Source organism: Pseudomonas sp. S2_C03 (assembly GCF_054668405.1).
In genome coordinates this window covers 642,155-657,261 of sequence record NZ_CP162766.1, presented here as the reverse complement: position 1 = coordinate 657,261, position 15,107 = coordinate 642,155, and the positions used below count along the sequence as shown (strand labels likewise).

At 61.4% G+C, this 15,107-nt stretch carries 16 protein-coding genes; 5 read left to right on the top strand and 11 right to left on the bottom strand.

Annotated features, from left to right (window positions below):
* Nucleotides 1-692: 692 nt before the first annotated feature.
* Both AB4N64_RS03055 and AB4N64_RS03050 read right to left on the bottom strand, forming a co-directional pair.
* The gene (locus AB4N64_RS03055; protein ID WP_460121875.1) at nucleotides 693-2,063 is read right to left on the bottom strand and encodes an aminotransferase-like domain-containing protein; all 1,371 of its coding nucleotides are present in this window, start codon (nucleotides 2,061-2,063) and stop codon (nucleotides 693-695) included.
* Nucleotides 2,064-2,253: 190 nt separating this feature from the next.
* Nucleotides 2,254-3,015 carry an SDR family oxidoreductase gene (locus tag AB4N64_RS03050; protein WP_460121873.1) on the bottom strand — a complete coding sequence of 254 codons (762 nt, stop codon included), beginning with the start codon at nucleotides 3,013-3,015 and terminating at the stop codon, nucleotides 2,254-2,256.
* 92 nt (nucleotides 3,016-3,107) lie between these two features.
* On the opposite strand from AB4N64_RS03050, the gene AB4N64_RS03045 reads away from it, so the two are divergent.
* Together AB4N64_RS03045 and AB4N64_RS03040 are read left to right on the top strand one after the other, a co-directional pair.
* Nucleotides 3,108-3,233 (top strand): hypothetical protein, encoded by a 126-nt coding sequence (locus tag AB4N64_RS03045; protein WP_460121871.1) that lies wholly within the window; start codon nucleotides 3,108-3,110, stop codon nucleotides 3,231-3,233.
* A 9-nt stretch (nucleotides 3,234-3,242) separates the two neighbouring features.
* Nucleotides 3,243-4,247, top strand: coding sequence for an NADP-dependent oxidoreductase (locus AB4N64_RS03040; RefSeq protein WP_460121869.1), 1,005 nt, complete (start codon nucleotides 3,243-3,245; stop codon nucleotides 4,245-4,247).
* Between the two features lie 127 nt (nucleotides 4,248-4,374).
* Here the strand turns inward: AB4N64_RS03040 and pyrF are convergent, their stop codons facing one another.
* Nucleotides 4,375-5,073 (bottom strand): orotidine-5'-phosphate decarboxylase, encoded by a 699-nt coding sequence (gene pyrF, locus AB4N64_RS03035; RefSeq protein WP_460126584.1) that lies wholly within the window; start codon nucleotides 5,071-5,073, stop codon nucleotides 4,375-4,377.
* A 293-nt stretch (nucleotides 5,074-5,366) separates the two neighbouring features.
* Between pyrF and AB4N64_RS03030 the strand changes: the two genes are divergently transcribed.
* The 3 genes from AB4N64_RS03030 to xopAW all read left to right on the top strand — a co-directional run bounded on the left by AB4N64_RS03030 (nucleotide 5,367) and on the right by xopAW (nucleotide 7,951).
* On the top strand, nucleotides 5,367-6,125 hold the full coding sequence (locus tag AB4N64_RS03030) for a response regulator (protein WP_460121867.1): 759 nt from the start codon (nucleotides 5,367-5,369) through the stop codon (nucleotides 6,123-6,125).
* On the top strand, nucleotides 6,125-7,198 hold the full coding sequence (locus AB4N64_RS03025; protein ID WP_460121866.1) for a sensor histidine kinase: 1,074 nt from the start codon (nucleotides 6,125-6,127) through the stop codon (nucleotides 7,196-7,198). Before AB4N64_RS03030 ends, AB4N64_RS03025 begins: the two co-directional genes overlap by 1 nt.
* A gap of 96 nt (nucleotides 7,199-7,294) precedes the next feature.
* Nucleotides 7,295-7,951: a XopAW family type III secretion system calcium-binding effector gene (gene xopAW / locus AB4N64_RS03020; protein ID WP_460121864.1), complete on the top strand. Its 657-nt coding sequence runs from the start codon at nucleotides 7,295-7,297 to the stop codon at nucleotides 7,949-7,951.
* Nucleotides 7,952-8,255: 304 nt separating this feature from the next.
* On the opposite strand, the gene AB4N64_RS03015 is transcribed toward xopAW, so the two are convergent.
* The 8 genes from AB4N64_RS03015 to AB4N64_RS02980 all read right to left on the bottom strand — a co-directional run bounded on the left by AB4N64_RS03015 (nucleotide 8,256) and on the right by AB4N64_RS02980 (nucleotide 15,092).
* Nucleotides 8,256-9,296, bottom strand: a complete 1,041-nt coding sequence (locus AB4N64_RS03015) for an AI-2E family transporter (RefSeq protein WP_460121862.1) — start codon at nucleotides 9,294-9,296, stop codon at nucleotides 8,256-8,258.
* Between the two features lie 69 nt (nucleotides 9,297-9,365).
* A complete protein-coding gene (locus tag AB4N64_RS03010; protein WP_460126582.1) occupies nucleotides 9,366-10,172 on the bottom strand; it encodes a DUF4892 domain-containing protein in 807 nt (268 codons plus the stop codon).
* A 106-nt stretch (nucleotides 10,173-10,278) separates the two neighbouring features.
* Entirely contained in the window at nucleotides 10,279-11,133 is an 855-nt protein-coding gene (locus tag AB4N64_RS03005) for an alpha/beta hydrolase (RefSeq protein WP_460121860.1), read from the bottom strand.
* Nucleotides 11,130-11,936 carry an alpha/beta fold hydrolase gene (locus tag AB4N64_RS03000; RefSeq protein ID WP_460121858.1) on the bottom strand — a complete coding sequence of 269 codons (807 nt, stop codon included), beginning with the start codon at nucleotides 11,934-11,936 and terminating at the stop codon, nucleotides 11,130-11,132. The genes AB4N64_RS03005 and AB4N64_RS03000 overlap by 4 nt, the downstream gene beginning before the upstream one ends.
* A 121-nt stretch (nucleotides 11,937-12,057) precedes the next feature.
* A complete protein-coding gene (locus AB4N64_RS02995; RefSeq protein WP_460121856.1) occupies nucleotides 12,058-12,501 on the bottom strand; it encodes a hotdog fold thioesterase in 444 nt (147 codons plus the stop codon).
* 32 nt (nucleotides 12,502-12,533) lie between these two features.
* A complete protein-coding gene (locus AB4N64_RS02990; protein WP_460121854.1) occupies nucleotides 12,534-14,201 on the bottom strand; it encodes an AMP-binding protein in 1,668 nt (555 codons plus the stop codon).
* A gap of 94 nt (nucleotides 14,202-14,295) precedes the next feature.
* On the bottom strand, nucleotides 14,296-14,748 hold the full coding sequence (gene sixA, locus AB4N64_RS02985; RefSeq protein ID WP_460121852.1) for a phosphohistidine phosphatase SixA: 453 nt from the start codon (nucleotides 14,746-14,748) through the stop codon (nucleotides 14,296-14,298).
* Nucleotides 14,745-15,092, bottom strand: coding sequence for a DUF4389 domain-containing protein (locus AB4N64_RS02980; protein WP_460121850.1), 348 nt, complete (start codon nucleotides 15,090-15,092; stop codon nucleotides 14,745-14,747). The genes sixA and AB4N64_RS02980 overlap by 4 nt, the downstream gene beginning before the upstream one ends.
* Between the last annotated feature and the right edge of the window lie 15 nt (nucleotides 15,093-15,107).

The window sequence follows — 15,107 nt, the reverse complement described above, 5'->3', positions numbered from 1 at the left end:
TCGTTCATGGCCTGCAGCATCAGTCGCGATACCTGGCTGACCTGACTGGCCTGCTCGATGAACTGGGCGCCGTCCTTGCCTTCGGAATCCTTCAGGGTGTAGGCGCCATCATCAGCGAGGCCCGATTGCAGCACATCGAGATTATTGGCGACGCTGGACACCGACCAACTGGCCATTTCCAGCGCCAGATCCTTGGCTTGGCTGAGCGAGACAAACTCGTCAAAGGCCTTGCGATAAGCCGCCAGGGACTGCTCGACATCGTTCATCACCGGGACGTTGGTCGGTGACTGTTCCTTGAGCTGATTAGCCAAGGCAATCAGCCCATCGACGCCCTCGCGCAGGGCTGTGGCAACTTTTGGGTTGCCATGCAAGGCGTACTCCTGCTCGAGCAGACGCACCTTGAGCAGGCCGCTGTTAAGCGACGACATCTGCTTGAGACCATCGAAACGCTGACTGATGGTCTGCAGGGACCAGATGCCAATGGCGGCGACCAATGCCGTCAACAACAGCACCAGCACAAACCCGATACCCAGTTTTTTCGCCATACCGAGGTTGGCAAAACGTCCTTGCACGGCCGAAATCATTGCACTGAGTCCCCTGACATAGTCTGTAGACGCAGATTCGCAACGGGCCTGTGTCAGCACAAGTCTCTGACGTCGGAATAATGGCAAAAAGCTACGCCAACGTCGTTTTCAGAACGCTTGAGGTCGATCCGAAGCGGTGGCCTGAAAGAACGCCCGGGCTCGGGGGTCGCAGGCACACGCTACATTGATACGCTGCCAGTCGCTGGCCTCGTCCGCAGGGCTGAACGCCGTGGCGGACGACAACAAAACCCCAAGGCGCTGGGCGTGCTGCCGCATCTGAGCGTAGTTGGAGAAACGAGGTCTCGCCCAGATAAACAAGCCGCCAACGGGCTTGCCGAAAACCTCCCAGTCGGCATCGTCCAGCAGATGCAGCGCAACCTCGCGGTCATGCCGCAGACGCTGGCGCAAGCGCAGCAGAAGCTTGCGGTAGGCACCACTGGCCAGCAAACACGCCAGCACCGCTTCACAAAACCCGGAAGCCCCCAGGCTGCTCACCCGCTTGAACTCGGCCAGACGCGATATCACCTCGGCACTGGCCATCACAAAGCCGACCCGCAATGAACTGCTGAGCGTCTTGGAGAAGCTGCCGACGTAGATGACATCCTCATCAAGCGCGGCCAGCCGGGTGCCGGGGCTTGCGTGCAGGTCGGCGTAGACGTCGTCTTCGATCACCTGCACGCCATGACGCCTGCTCAGTTGCAAGACCTGTTGTGCCACCATCGGAGCCAGATTGCTGCCCGTCGGGTTGTGATAAAAACTGTTGATGAACATCGCTCGCGGCTTGTTCTTTTGAAGCAGCGCCTCGAGCACCTCGATGTCAGGCCCGCGTGGTGTACGCGGGACTTCGATCATCGACACCCCCTGCAACCTGAGCAACTCGAACAGCTGAGCGTAGCCGGGACTTTCGACCACCACGCAGTCCCCTGGCTTGAGCAGGACTCGTGCGATCAGGTCAAGGCCCTGGCTGGCGCCGGCCGTGGTCATGATGCGTTGATCATCTGCGGCAATGCCCAATCTATTCAAGCGTTTGCCAATTTGGCGACGCAATGCCGGCAGCCCCAGTGGTGTGCTGTAGTTGAACAGGCTCGCCATGTCAGTGCGGCTGACCTCGCGAATCGCGTACGTCAGATCATCCGTCTCCCGCCAGCTTTCGGGGAGTCCACCGCCTCCCAGGGATAACTCACCCGCCAACGGCTGTAACTCCACACCCTCGAACCAGGGTGGACCTGCGATGGGTAACGGGGGCGTCGCAACAATGAACCCACAGCCGTGACGCGAGGACAACACGCCCTGCGCGACAAGGCGATCGCACGCTTCGACCACACTGGACTGGCTGAGCAGATTGATCCGGGCGATCTGCCGGGCGGAGGGCAGACGCGTTCCCGGCTCGATGGCGCCCTGGCGTAGCCAGCACGCCAGCGCATCGACGATTTGTTGTACGACGGGCACCAAAGCCTGTCGATCAATTCTCAATTCCATGAGCAAGCAAACTCCTGTTCGTTTGACCGAATCAGTAAATCACAAGCGCGCTCAATGGGTTGTGCGACAACGCCGCCAAAATTGGCGGTTCTAACCATTTGAAACAAAAATGCGGCAAAGAGGACATCCCTGTGGAAGCGAGCTGGCTCGCCTCACAGAAGGGGAGAAAAAGGCGGTGAACAGCGCCGCGTCAGAAAGCGGTGACGCCGCCGTCCACTGCCAGTGAATGCCCGGTGGTAAAGGCTGCACCATCGCTGCACAAGTACAGCACCGCGCTGGCAATTTCCTCGACCTTTCCGATGCGCCCCACGGGATGCATGGCATTGGCGAACTCGCCTTTTTTAGGATCCGCTTCATAGGCGCGGCGGAACATATCCGTATCGATGACTGCCGGGCACACCGCATTCACACGAATTTTCTTCTTGGCGTATTCGATGGCCGCCGATTTGGTCAGCCCGATCACCGCATGTTTCGACGCCGCATAAATGCTCATCTTCGGCGCGGCGCCGAGACCTGCGACCGAGGCCGTGTTGACGATCGCTCCGCCCCCCTGGGCCAGCAACAACGGCAACTGATACTTCATGCACAGCCAGACGCCTTTGACGTTGACGCCCATGATCGCGTCGAACTCATCGACGGTGCCTTCCGCCAGTTTGCCTTTTTCGATCTCGATGCCGGCATTGTTGAAGGCATAGTCAAGTCGACCATAGGTCTTGACCACCTCATCCATCAGATTTTTTACATCGCTTTCCAGCATGACATTACAGCGCACAAAGGTCGCTTCACCGCCGGCGGTGCGAATCAGCGCCACGGTGCCTTCACCCCCTGCGGTGTCCATATCCGCCACCACCACGTTCAAGCCTTCGGCAGCGAATGCCTGGGCGGTCGCTCGGCCGATACCATTGGCGGCCCCCGTTACGACAGCAACCTGGCCGGAAAACGTCATGCTCATTGTTTTGTCCTCGAAGTGATGAACGCGTGGCCCCAGTCTAGTCACAGGTTTTACTTGCACGGCAGCACTATCAGAAGGCCAGTTGGGTTCCCATGAGTGCCAGTGATGAAACCAATGCTCCAATTATCACTGCACTGGATCAGCCTGCATTCGCCGTATCAGCCAAACTTGCGACCTTGGCCCTGAAGGTCTATCAACAAGGCTTCATTCGCCTTTGAGTGCCTGTCATGACTTCCCAGACCAATCGTCAGTTCCTGCTCGCCAAACGTCCGGTGGGCGAGGCTACCCGCGAGACATTCACCTATCAGCAAGTACCGATCGGCGAACCGGGTGCGGGTCAGATCCTGGTCAAGAACGAGTACCTGTCCCTGGACCCGGCCATGCGCGGCTGGATGAATGAGGGCAAGTCCTACATCCCGCCGGTGGGCATCGGCGAAGTCATGCGCGCACTGGGCGTCGGCAAGGTCGTGGCCTCGAACAACCCGGGCTTTGCGGTCGGGGACTACGTCAATGGCGCACTGGGCGTGCAGGATTACTTCCTGGGTGAGCCGCGCGGGTTCTACAAGGTGGATCCGAAACTGGCGCCACTGCCGCGTTACCTGTCCGCACTGGGCATGACCGGCATGACCGCCTACTTCGCCCTGCTCGACGTCGGTGCACCCAAGGCCGGCGATACCGTGGTGCTGTCCGGCGCGGCGGGTGCGGTTGGCAGCATTGCCGGACAGATTGCCAAGATAAAGGGTTGCCGGGTCGTTGGCATTGCCGGCGGTGCGGACAAGTGCAAATTCCTTGTCGAGGAACTGGGTTTTGACGGCGCCATCGACTACAAAAGCGAGGACGTGCTCGCCGGCCTGAAGCGCGAGTGCCCGAAAGGCGTCGACGTGTACTTCGACAACGTCGGAGGCGACATCCTCGATGCGGTACTGAGCCGCCTGAACATGAAGGCACGCGTGGTGATCTGCGGCGCCATCAGCCAATACAACAATAAGGAAGCGGTCAAGGGCCCAGCCAACTACCTGTCGCTACTGGTGAACCGCGCGCGGATGGAAGGCTTCGTGGTGATGGACTACGCCGCCCAGTTCGCCGCTGCCGGCCAGGAAATGGCGGGCTGGATGGCCCAGGGGCAGCTCAAGAGCAAGGAAGACATCGTCGAAGGACTGGAAACGTTTCCAGAGACGCTGATGAAGTTGTTCAGCGGGGAGAATTTCGGAAAGTTGGTGTTAAAGGTGTGATCCGACACTCGGATTGATCACGCCCCTGTAGGAGCGAGCTTGCTCGCGAAGCGCTGTGTCAGGCTACTGTGTTGCCATCTGATACACCGCTATCGCGAGCAAGCTCGCTCCTACAGGGGGGATGGGGTCAGGCCAGTTCTGCAACGACCGCCGCCAATGCCTTCGACGGATCCGCCGCCTGGCTGATTGGACGACCGATCACCAGATAATCGGAACCCGCATCCAACGCCTGGCGTGGGGTCAGGATGCGGCGCTGATCGTCCTGGGCACTGCCGGCCGGACGAATCCCCGGTGTCACCAGTTGCAGCGATGGGTGCGCCGATTTCAGCGCCTGGGCTTCCAGCGCCGAGCACACCAACCCGTCCATCCCGGCTTTTTCCGCCAGCGCTGCCAGGCGCAGTACCTGTTCCTGCGGTTCAATGTCCAGACCGATACCCGCCAGGTCCTCGCGCTCCATGCTGGTCAGCACCGTCACGCCGATCAACAGCGGCTTCGGCCCGGAGCGCTTGTCCAGCTCTTCACGGCAGGCGGCCATCATGCGCAGGCCACCGGAGCAATGCACGTTGACCATCCACACGCCCATCTCCGCTGCGGCCTTGACCGCCATGGCAGTGGTGTTCGGGATGTCGTGGAACTTGAGGTCCAGGAACACTTCGAAGCCCTTGTCGCGCAGGGTGCCGACGATTTCCGCGGCGCAACTGGTGAACAGCTCCTTGCCAACCTTGACCCGGCACAGTTTTGGGTCCAACTGGTCGGCCAGTTTCAGCGCGGCGTCACGGGTGGGGAAATCCAGGGCGACGATGATAGGAGTCTGGCAGGCGGACATGTGCGGGCTCTCAAGCAGGACGAAATCGGCGCGCATTGTAGCGGAACCAGCGCGGCAGCGGGACCCGATGATCGGTAAATCATCGCCCGCGCCCCGGCAAGATTAGCCCTTCAATCGATTGTGTCGAGACCGATACACTCACGACACGCCCACAACACCCACGCCCGCTACCCTCGGCAGCCGCAACACGTCCTTACAGCACTTCCCGCCTCAGGGCCGGACGCCTATGCTGGAACCACAACCTCGCAGCCCATCTTTGTGGTTGGCAGCCTGAATGGCAGATGAACGCACGCATGCACAGCACTCAAGCCCCCTCGAACGACGATCAAAAAGCGCCCGGCGACGACAAACGCTGGAGCATCCGGGCACTGATCGTCGACGATGACGTTCCGATCCGTGAACTGATGATCGATTACCTGGCTCGTTTCAACATTCACGCCAGCGGCGTCACCGATGGCGCCGCCATGCGACAGGCCTTGCAGGCGGAACATTTTGACGTGGTGGTGCTCGACCTGATGCTGCCCGGTGAGGACGGTCTTTCGCTGTGCCGCTGGCTGCGTGCCGAATCGGATATCCCGATTCTCATGCTGACTGCACGATGCGAGCCGACCGACCGCATCATCGGCCTGGAACTGGGTGCCGACGATTACATGGCCAAGCCCTTCGAACCGCGAGAACTGGTGGCGCGCATCCAGACCATTTTGCGCCGCGTGCGTGACGACCGCACCGAACAGCGCGCCAACGTGCGCTTTGACAACTGGCGTCTGAACAGTGTGCTGCGCCAGCTGATCGCCGCCGATGGGCTGGTGGTGCCGTTGTCCAATGCCGAGTTTCGCCTGCTGTGGGTGTTCATCGAGCGCCCTCGCCGGGTGCTCAGCCGAGAGCAACTCCTGGACGCGGCACGCGGTCGCTCGATCGAGGCCTTTGATCGCAGCATCGACCTGCTGGTGTCCCGCCTGCGCCAGAAACTCGGGGATGACCCGAAAGCGCCACAATTGATCAAGACCGTTCGCGGCGAAGGCTATTTGTTCGACGCCCGGGATATCGGCTGATGCGAGCGCGCTTCGATACGCTGTTCGGTCGCCTGTTTGGCGTGCTGTTGCTGGCGATCATCCTGGCGCACCTGCTGGCCTTTGCCTGGTTTCATCACTACGGTCCTCCGCCACCCCCGCCGCCGCCCGGATTCACCGAAGGCTTCGACGGCCGTCCGCCACCGGATCCACGTTTCGAGAACCGACCACCGCGCCCCTGGTTCGGCGGGCCGTTGGTGCCGCTGACGTTCCAGTTCGTTTCGCTGATCATTGCAGCCTGGTACGGCGCCAAACTGCTGAGCCGACCGATCCAGCGCCTGAGCGACGCCGCCGAACGCCTGAGTGAAAACCTCGACAGCCCACCGCTGGACGAGTCCGGCCCCCGGGAGGCCAGGCAGGCCGCGTCGACTTTCAACCTGATGCAGAAACGCATCATCGGGCAAGTGCAGCAGCGTTCGCGCATGCTTGGCGCGGTTTCCCACGACCTGCGTACTCCGTTGTCGCGGCTCAAGCTGCGCCTGGAACAGATCGACGACAACAGGCTGCAAAGCCAGATGCGCCAGGATCTGGACGACATGATCAGCATGCTCGACGCGACCCTCTCTTATCTGCACGAACAGCGCGCCAGCGAAGCCCCTCAGTGGATGGACGTGCAGGCATTGGTCGAGTCCCTGAGTGAAAACGCCCAGGACCAGGGCGCCGATGTCCAGGCAAACGGCCACTGCGCGCCCCTGCAGGTCCAGCCCATGGCCTTGCGCTCGTGCATCAACAATTTGATGGATAACGCCCTTCGTTACGCCGGGCAGGCGCGGATCGAACTTGAAGACAGCCGCGAGCAGCTGATCATCCGGGTCATCGACCATGGGCCGGGAATCGCTGCGGATAAACGCGAGGCCGTGTTCGAACCGTTCTTTCGCCTGGAAGGTTCGCGCAACCGTAATTCCGGTGGTGTCGGCCTGGGCATGACCATTGCCCGCGAAGCAGCGGAACGCCTGGGCGGGCAATTGACGCTGGAAGAAACGCCGGGCGGCGGATTGACCGCCGTCATCCGCCTTCCCCGCATGGGAGCAAGCCCTCTCCCACCTTGTGTTTAGCGATCGGTACAAACCTCACACACCCACGACAAACAGCTCCCCGACTCTGCACAAGCCGGTGCACCCGCCGGTTTTCCATTCCAGGGAGTGAGCCCGATGATCGGTAGCGTCAGCAACTACACGAGCTATACCAGCAGCGTCACCAGTACCAGCAATGCCCGCAGCCAGCAGTTCCAGAAACAGCTGCTGGGCAAACTCGACACCAACAGCGACGGCTCGGTGGATCAGGATGAGCTCAACAACGCCCTGTCGCAGAAGTCCGACGATGGCCTGTTGGTCAGCCTGAGCAAGAATTTCGCCGACCTGGACAGCGACGAAAGCGGCAGCCTGAGCAGTGAAGAAATGGCAGCGATGGCCCCCCCACCGCCACCACCCCGTGATCAGGCACCGGACACCGAGCTCGCTGACGCGCTGATCACCGCGCTGGACACTGATGGCGATGGCGCCATCAGCAATGACGAGTTGACCACCGGTTTGACCAGTGCCGGCAGCAGCGCCGACAGCAGCGAGATTTTTTCGGCCCTGGACAAGAATGAAGACGGCGTCGTCAGCAAGGACGAACTGGCCGCCAGCCTCACCCCGCCACCCCAGCAAGCATCCAGTGAAGACGCGTTCAGCCAGCTCGATACGGACAGCTCCACTGATCAAGCGAGTGTGACCCAGGCGCTGGAAAAAATGATCGCCAACCTGAGCAAGCAGTATTCGCTCGACAACGTCGCCACCGTGGGCAAATACCTCAACGTGGCCACGTAATCCCCGGCGACCTGACGACCACCGCGAGCAGGCTCGCTTCTACAGAGGTCCGCGTTCTCCTGTGGGAGCGGGCTTGCCGAGGCGTCGAACCGTCGCGATGGTCGTCAACGATGACGCGGGCCGCCTGAATGCCAGCGTTGCCTGATCCTCCATCGCGAGCAAGCTCGCTCCTACAGGGACACCACCGGATCTGTAGGAGCGAACTTGTTCGCGATGGAGGTCAACGATGACGCGGGCCGCCTGAATGCCAGCGTTGCCTGATCTTCCATCGCGAGCAAGCTCGCTCCTACAATGGGAGGCGTTTTCAGGGTTTTGCCTGGCTCTTGCTCCAATCGTTCAACAGGCTGTACGCCACCGCCAGTAACGTCGGGCCGATGAAAAGGCCGATGAACCCGAACGCAATCAACCCGCCGAACACCCCCAGCAACACGATCACCAGCGGCAGGTTGCCGCCACGGCTGATCAGGTAAGGCTTGAGCACGTTATCGACCCCACTGATGATGAACGTGCCCCAGATGCCCAGGAACACCGCCATCCCGTACTCGCCTTTCCAGGCCAGCCAGGCCGTCGCCGGAATCCAGACCAAGGGTGGCCCCATGGGAATCAGGCTGAGCAGGAAAGTGACGATACCGAGCACCAGCGCGCCCGGCACGCCGGCGATGAGGAAGCCGATCAACGCAAGGATTGCCTGGGCTGCGGCCGTGCCGATCACGCCGTTCACCACCCGCTGCACAGTACCCGCCACGAGTTCGATGTAGTAACCGGCACGATCACCGATCAAGCGCTGCAGCAAGCCATGGACGAAAGCGGCGAGGCGCGGCCCGTCGCGATAGAAAAAGAACACGAAGACGATGCTCAGCGTCAGCTCCAGAATGCCGCCGCCAATCTGCGCGCTGCGCGCCAGCAACCAGTTGCCGACCTGCCCCAGATAGGGTTTGAGCGACGCCAGCAATGCCGCACCTTGCTGGTCGATGCTGTTCCAGACCACCACCAGCCGCTCGCCCACCAGCGGAACGCCCCCCAGCCAGTCCGGCGCCTCGGGCAAGCCTTCCATCTGCACATCCTTGATGAATGCCGTGGCGTCGCGCACATGATCCGCCAGGTTGAAACCCAGCCACACCAACGGCACCGCCACCAGCAGCATCCAGCCCAGGGTCAGCACTGCCGCCGCCAGGGATTCGCGGCCGTTGAGCCAACGGGTCAGCAACAACATCAAGGGCCAACTGGCGAACGCGAGCACCGCGCCCCAGAACAACGCCGACCAGAACGGCGCCATGACCCAAAGGCTCGCGCCAAACAGCACCAGGAGCAGGATCTGCACCAACAGCCGATCGTTATTGATCATCCGGATCTCGAAAAAAGTCAGTCTGCAAAAGAATAGGCGAATGCGCCCCGCGCACCCGCCTGGTACAGCTTATCGCAACAGCTCCATGTGCAGACCCGAGCCTTCGACGCTACCGGTTTCAAGGCGCGCCGTGCGCACGCCCTGGCCAATCAGCGCCTGACGCCAGGCTTCGGCATTCGGCCCGGACACGCTCACCCGCAGGGTAGTGTCCAGATTCAGGCCACGCGACAACAGACGCAGCCAGGTCTCCTCGGGGGCGCCGGTCAGCTGTGGAAAATCGAGCTCCCCCGTGCTTTTGAGCTCACGCAACAAGGTCGCGGAGGTTGGCAGCAATTCCCCCAGCGGCGCAGTCGCGTCAAACTGCTCAACGTGCAGGTAGGCCTTGCGATTACCCCGGGTGATGCCGTACAGCGCCACCAGCGTGTTGTCGTTGGGCGCCGCCAGTCGTAACAGCAGGTATGCCTGCTGCTCATCGGAACCATAGAGCTTGGCGTTGCCGAAGACTTCATTGGCCCACAAGCTGCTCTCGCCACAATCGCGGGCCTGGCACCAGAACAGCAACTGCGCATCCTGTTTTTGCAACGCTTCGCGAGCAGTGGTGAACGCAGCGTTGGAAGTTTGCTCCGGTGGCAATTCGTAGGTTACCGAAGTGGTATGCCCCCGCGCGCTGACCTGGCCGTCGAAGCGCAACTGGCCACTGATCTTGCGAATCGAACCCATCGGATAGATCCGCTCGAGTTCGGTCGCGGGCCGATAGTCGACGATCTGTGAATCGGTCATGCGCGGCACGATCGGCAAATCCTGACTGCCCGGAACATCCGCGGCAAATGACAGAGAACTGAAACTACAGAACGTCAGCAGGCTGAGTGAACGTATGGATAAGGTCATCGGATCAGCATCGCCCGGGCACCCTCGGTGTAGAGATCTTTCATGGTTGTCTCCCCATTCAACCCGACCAGCCTCGACAGTTGCCGAACGCAAGTCAAGGAATGGCGAAGAACCGATTGAAACAGTCTGCTACAAGATCCGCTCCGGACTCGTCATTCAGGTGCAAATGATGACCGCCTGGCAGCTGTTCAAGGCTAAAGGGTAGACGCTCCAGCAACTCGGGGTGTTTGGCGAGCATGCCTTCGGCCGCGACAACCAACAGCGCTGGGCAACTGATACGGTGGACGAAGGCCATCGCCTGCTCGGTGGTCAGGCGCAGCGGCGACGGCAGCGTCAGGCGATTGTCCGTTCGCCAGGTGTAGCCACCCGAGACTGGCATCAGGCCCCGTTGTGCCAGCAGCTCGGCGGCTTCTCGACTGACGGCCACCAGGCCCTTCATGCGCGCTTCGATGGCGCGGTCGAGGGTGGCGTAGATCGGCTTGCGTTTCTCCCGCAGGTCCAACTGCGCTTGCAGCGCCATGCCCATGCGCTCGGCGGCGTTTTCACCTTTGTCCGTCGGCGGGATGACGCCATCGATCAGGGCAAGATGGGTCACGCGCTCAGGCATCGATCCGGCGATGATCAGCGAAGCGATGGCACCCATGGAGTGCCCCAGCAGCGCAAACCGTTTCAGGCCCATTTGCTCGGCGACCTGCAACACATCGTGGGCATAGTCCCACATGGCATAACCGGCACCCGCCGGACGATGCCCGGAATGACCATGACCGGCCATGTCCAGTGCGACGATGCGCAACCCTTTGAGCTTGGGCGCCAATCGGGCAAAACTGTTGGCGTTGTCCAGCCAGCCATGCAGGGCAATGACCGGCAAACCGTCTTCTGGACCGAACAGGTGCGCTGCCAGTTCGATATGCGGCAGGCTCAGGCGAACTTCTTCGACCACCGGCTTCATGCGCAATCCCGTTGTTGGCGACCGCCCCAGCGGCTGAACAGGTCCTTGAGCAGCGTGGCGGTGTCCTGTGGCCGCTCGAGGGGAAACATGTGCCCGCCCGGCATGGTCAGGGACTCGCCCTGTGGCAGGCGCCCGACGGAACTGGCGTGATGACGCATGACCACACGGCTGTCACGCCCACGCACTACCGCCAGCGGCACCTTCAAGTGACGCGTATGGCCAGGGCTGGTGTGAGGCACGCCACGGTAGATACTGATTTCGGTGGCGGGATCGAAACGAAGGCGCAACTTGTCGCCTACCGGTTCCAGACCGTGTTGCAGGTAGGCGTCGAAGCATTCCGGATCGAAACTGCGGAACAGGGTTTTACCGGCGAAATAGCGCCGGGCGCTGTCGAGGTCGGCAAACTCTTCCTTGCGCCCCAGCGTACGCCCCGCCGGTGTCAGGCGGTCGATGAAGCCAAAACGCTTGGCCGCCCGGATCACCCACTGATCGGCGCGGGTGAGCACTGGCGAGTCGAGCATGACTACGCCTCGGTACAACTCAGGGCAACGCAACGCCGCATGCAGGTGCAGCACGCCACCGAAGGAATGCCCCACCCCCCAAATCGGTTGCGCCTGTTGTTCGAGGTGGTGAATCAGCTCGTCCACCAGGTTATGCCAGTTGTCATCCGCCGGGAAACGCGGGTCATGGGCGTGCTGCGGCAAATGCGCAACCTGATACTCGGGCGCCAACGCCGCGAACAACTTGCCGTAGGTCCCCGAGGGAAAACCGTTGGCGTGAGCGAAAAATACCTGCTGCGACATACCGGCGAAGTCCAAAAACAATGACAGGCGTTGATTGTCCGCAAGACAGGGACCCGCAGCAATGACCGTAACTGCCAGGAATGATGACAGTCCGGTCAGGCGAATACCCCGCCGTTTGCAATCAACGCGCCCGCGGGTTCTCACCCAGTGGCACCACCGCCATGGTCAGGCGTGACACGCAACTGGCCTTGCCCTCGTCACTGGTCAGGCGAATGTCCCAGACGTGGGTGGTGCGCCCGATGTGGATGGGCTTGGCGACAGCGGTCACGCGCCCGCTGCGCAGGCCGCGCAAATGGTTGGCATTGATTTCCAGGCCCACGCAGTAGAACTTGCTGGCGTCGATGCACAGGTAGCTCGCCATGGAACCAACGGACTCGGCCAGCACCACCGAGGCGCCCCCATGGAGCAAACCATAAGGCTGGTGGGTGCGATGGTCGATCACCATGCTGGCAGTCAGGGACTCGTCGTCGAAGGTTTCGAAGCGGATGTCCAGCACTTCGCCAATGGTGTTCTTCTGAATTGCGTTCAATTGCTCGATGTTCGGAGTGGTACGCCACAAACTCATCGCAGGCATCCTTTATTGGTTTTGTTCGTGACTCAATCCTGCCACAGCACCGCATCTCTGTGCTCGCTCCATTCTGCAAAACGCGAACCGTAAGCCGCCTCGATCACGTTGCGTTTGATTTTGAGGGTCGGCGTGAGGAAACCGTTCTCCACCGCCCAACTGTCCTTGACCACCACCAGGCGATGCAGACGCTCGTGCTTGTCGAGAACGCCGTTGACCTCCTCCAGCAGTTTTTCCAGGCTCGAGTGCAGTCCCGCGCGCGCGGCACCCACGGCGTCCTGTTGCCCGACAGCCGACAGCACGCACAGCCCCAGTGGCGCGATCAGACCGTCGCCGACCACACACACCTGCTCAATCCGGGAATGCACCGCCAGACGGTTTTCAATCGGTGCCGGTGCTACGTACTTGCCTTTGCTGGTCTTGAAGATTTCCTTCAGCCGCCCGGTCAGCCGCAGGTTGCCTTCGGCGTCCTGCTCACCCTTGTCACCGGTACGCAGGAAGCCGTCCCCGGTGAGGGTGTCGGCGGTTTTCTCCGGCTCCTTGAAATAGCCGAGCATGGTTGCCCCGCTGCGCACCAGGACTTCGCCGGATTCGTCGATCTTCACTTCAACATTCGGGCACGGCTTGCCGATCCAGCCTCGCTTGTTCTCGCCGGGCCGACCGATGTGGGAATACCCGCAGCTTTCGGTCATGCCATACACCTCCAGCACGTCCAACCCAAGCTTGCGGTACCACAGCAGCAAGGTCTGAGGGACTGGCGCCGCCCCGGACAGGGCCACCCGCAACGCATCCAGCCCAAGCCCGGCGAGCACCTTTCGCCCTACCCGCTTGCCAATGAAAGGCAAACCCAGGAGCAAATCCAGGCGCTTGGCTGGGATCTTGCCGTATACGCCCATCTGGAACTTGGTCCAGATCCGTGGCACGCCGAACAATGCCGTGGGGCGCGCACGCTGCATATCGGTGAGGAAAGTGTCCAGGCTCTCGGCAAAAAATACGGTTTGCCCGGTGTAGATCGAAGCCAGTTCGACGAACATGCGTTCGGCAACGTGGCAGAGCGGAAGGTATGACAGCAGTCGATCCGATTCGTTGAGACCGAACAACTGGGTGCCGCCGCTGGTGGCGAAACCCAGGGTGCCAAAGGTGTGCATGACACCCTTGGGCAGACCCGTGGTGCCGGAGGTGTAAATGATGGTCGCCAACCGATCGGCGGCAGGCATCGGATTGTCCAGGATCGGCGAGCAGGCTTGCAGGTCTTCCCAACTGTAACTGAAGCTGCCCGGCGGGTGCAGCGGCAGGCTGATGGTGGGCAGATCTGGGCTGACTCCACGGGACATGGCGGGCCAGTCATCGAGCTTGCCGATGAACGCCAGGGCCGCCTCGGAGTGTTGCAGCACTTGCGCGACGGAATCGGCGGTGAGGTTGGGGTACAACGGCACCGACACATGCCCGGCCATCCAGATCGCCAGGTCAGCGATGATCCAGTGGGCGCAGTTTTTCGAGATCAGAGCGATGTGGCTGCCCTGCGGCAATTCGCGGGCCCGCAACCAGTGCGCCGCGCACCGGGCTTGATGACCGACGTCTGCCCAGGTCAGGGTTTCGACCTGGCCGCCGCCCACTGGCTGAACCAGGTAGCGCTGACGGGGATGACGGGCTTCACGCTCGTAGAAGACGTCCAGCGGCAAACGAAAAGCAGCAGACATGCGACTCGCTCCTTTGTTTTTGGTCTGGAGCAAGCGTAGCCAACCAAGCGGTTGCTTGGTTGATTACTTCACAAAAAGATACATATCACCGCATCTACGGGTGCTTGATACCATTCAGCTTCATCGCCCCGGCCACCGGGAGATCGCCCTCCAGTTCGGCCAGGCCCGCGGTCTTGACCGCTTCGGGTTCTTGCACGTGGCCGTGTTGCAGGTAACCCAGCAAATTACCCACCAGCGGGTTGTGGCTGACCAGCAACGCGTGGTCCACCGAGACCAATTGTTCGGCAACCGCTTGCGGGCGGTTGTCTGGGGTCAGCCATTCCACAGTGCGGATGTCCGGTGCGAAACCCAGGGCCGTGCGCATGATCTCGGCGGTTTGCTGTGCACGCAGGTAAGGACTGGCATAAATGGCCGTGATGGGACGCCCCATCAACTCGGCCGCTGAGCGTAACACCTCTTCCCGACCGTGGGCCGTCAGTGCCCTTTCGGAGTCCGGACGTTTGCCGTAAGGCTCGGCTTCACCATGACGCAATACCCAGAGTTTCATAGCTTGGGTTCCTCATCTCGGGCCGGATGCGGCGCCGGCGCCACGACGTGCGCAGCTTCACCTTCCGGGGTGCGCAGCGCCGGCCAGTCGGCGAACGGCCAGGGTTTCTGGTCGCTGTGGAACGTGCCGAATCGACCGATCTGGGCCAGGAACTGGCTCAGGCTGTCGCCGAAATTCATCAGGCTGGCGCTCGGAGCGCCATAAAACAAACGATAGACCAGCTGCACCAGCACCACGGCGCCGAGCATGAACTGCGCCACCTGCCACACCAGCAGGAAAACGATCATCCACAACACCCGCAGAAGGATGGACTCGTACTGGTCTTCTACTTTCGGTTCGCTCATGTGCAATGCCCTGCC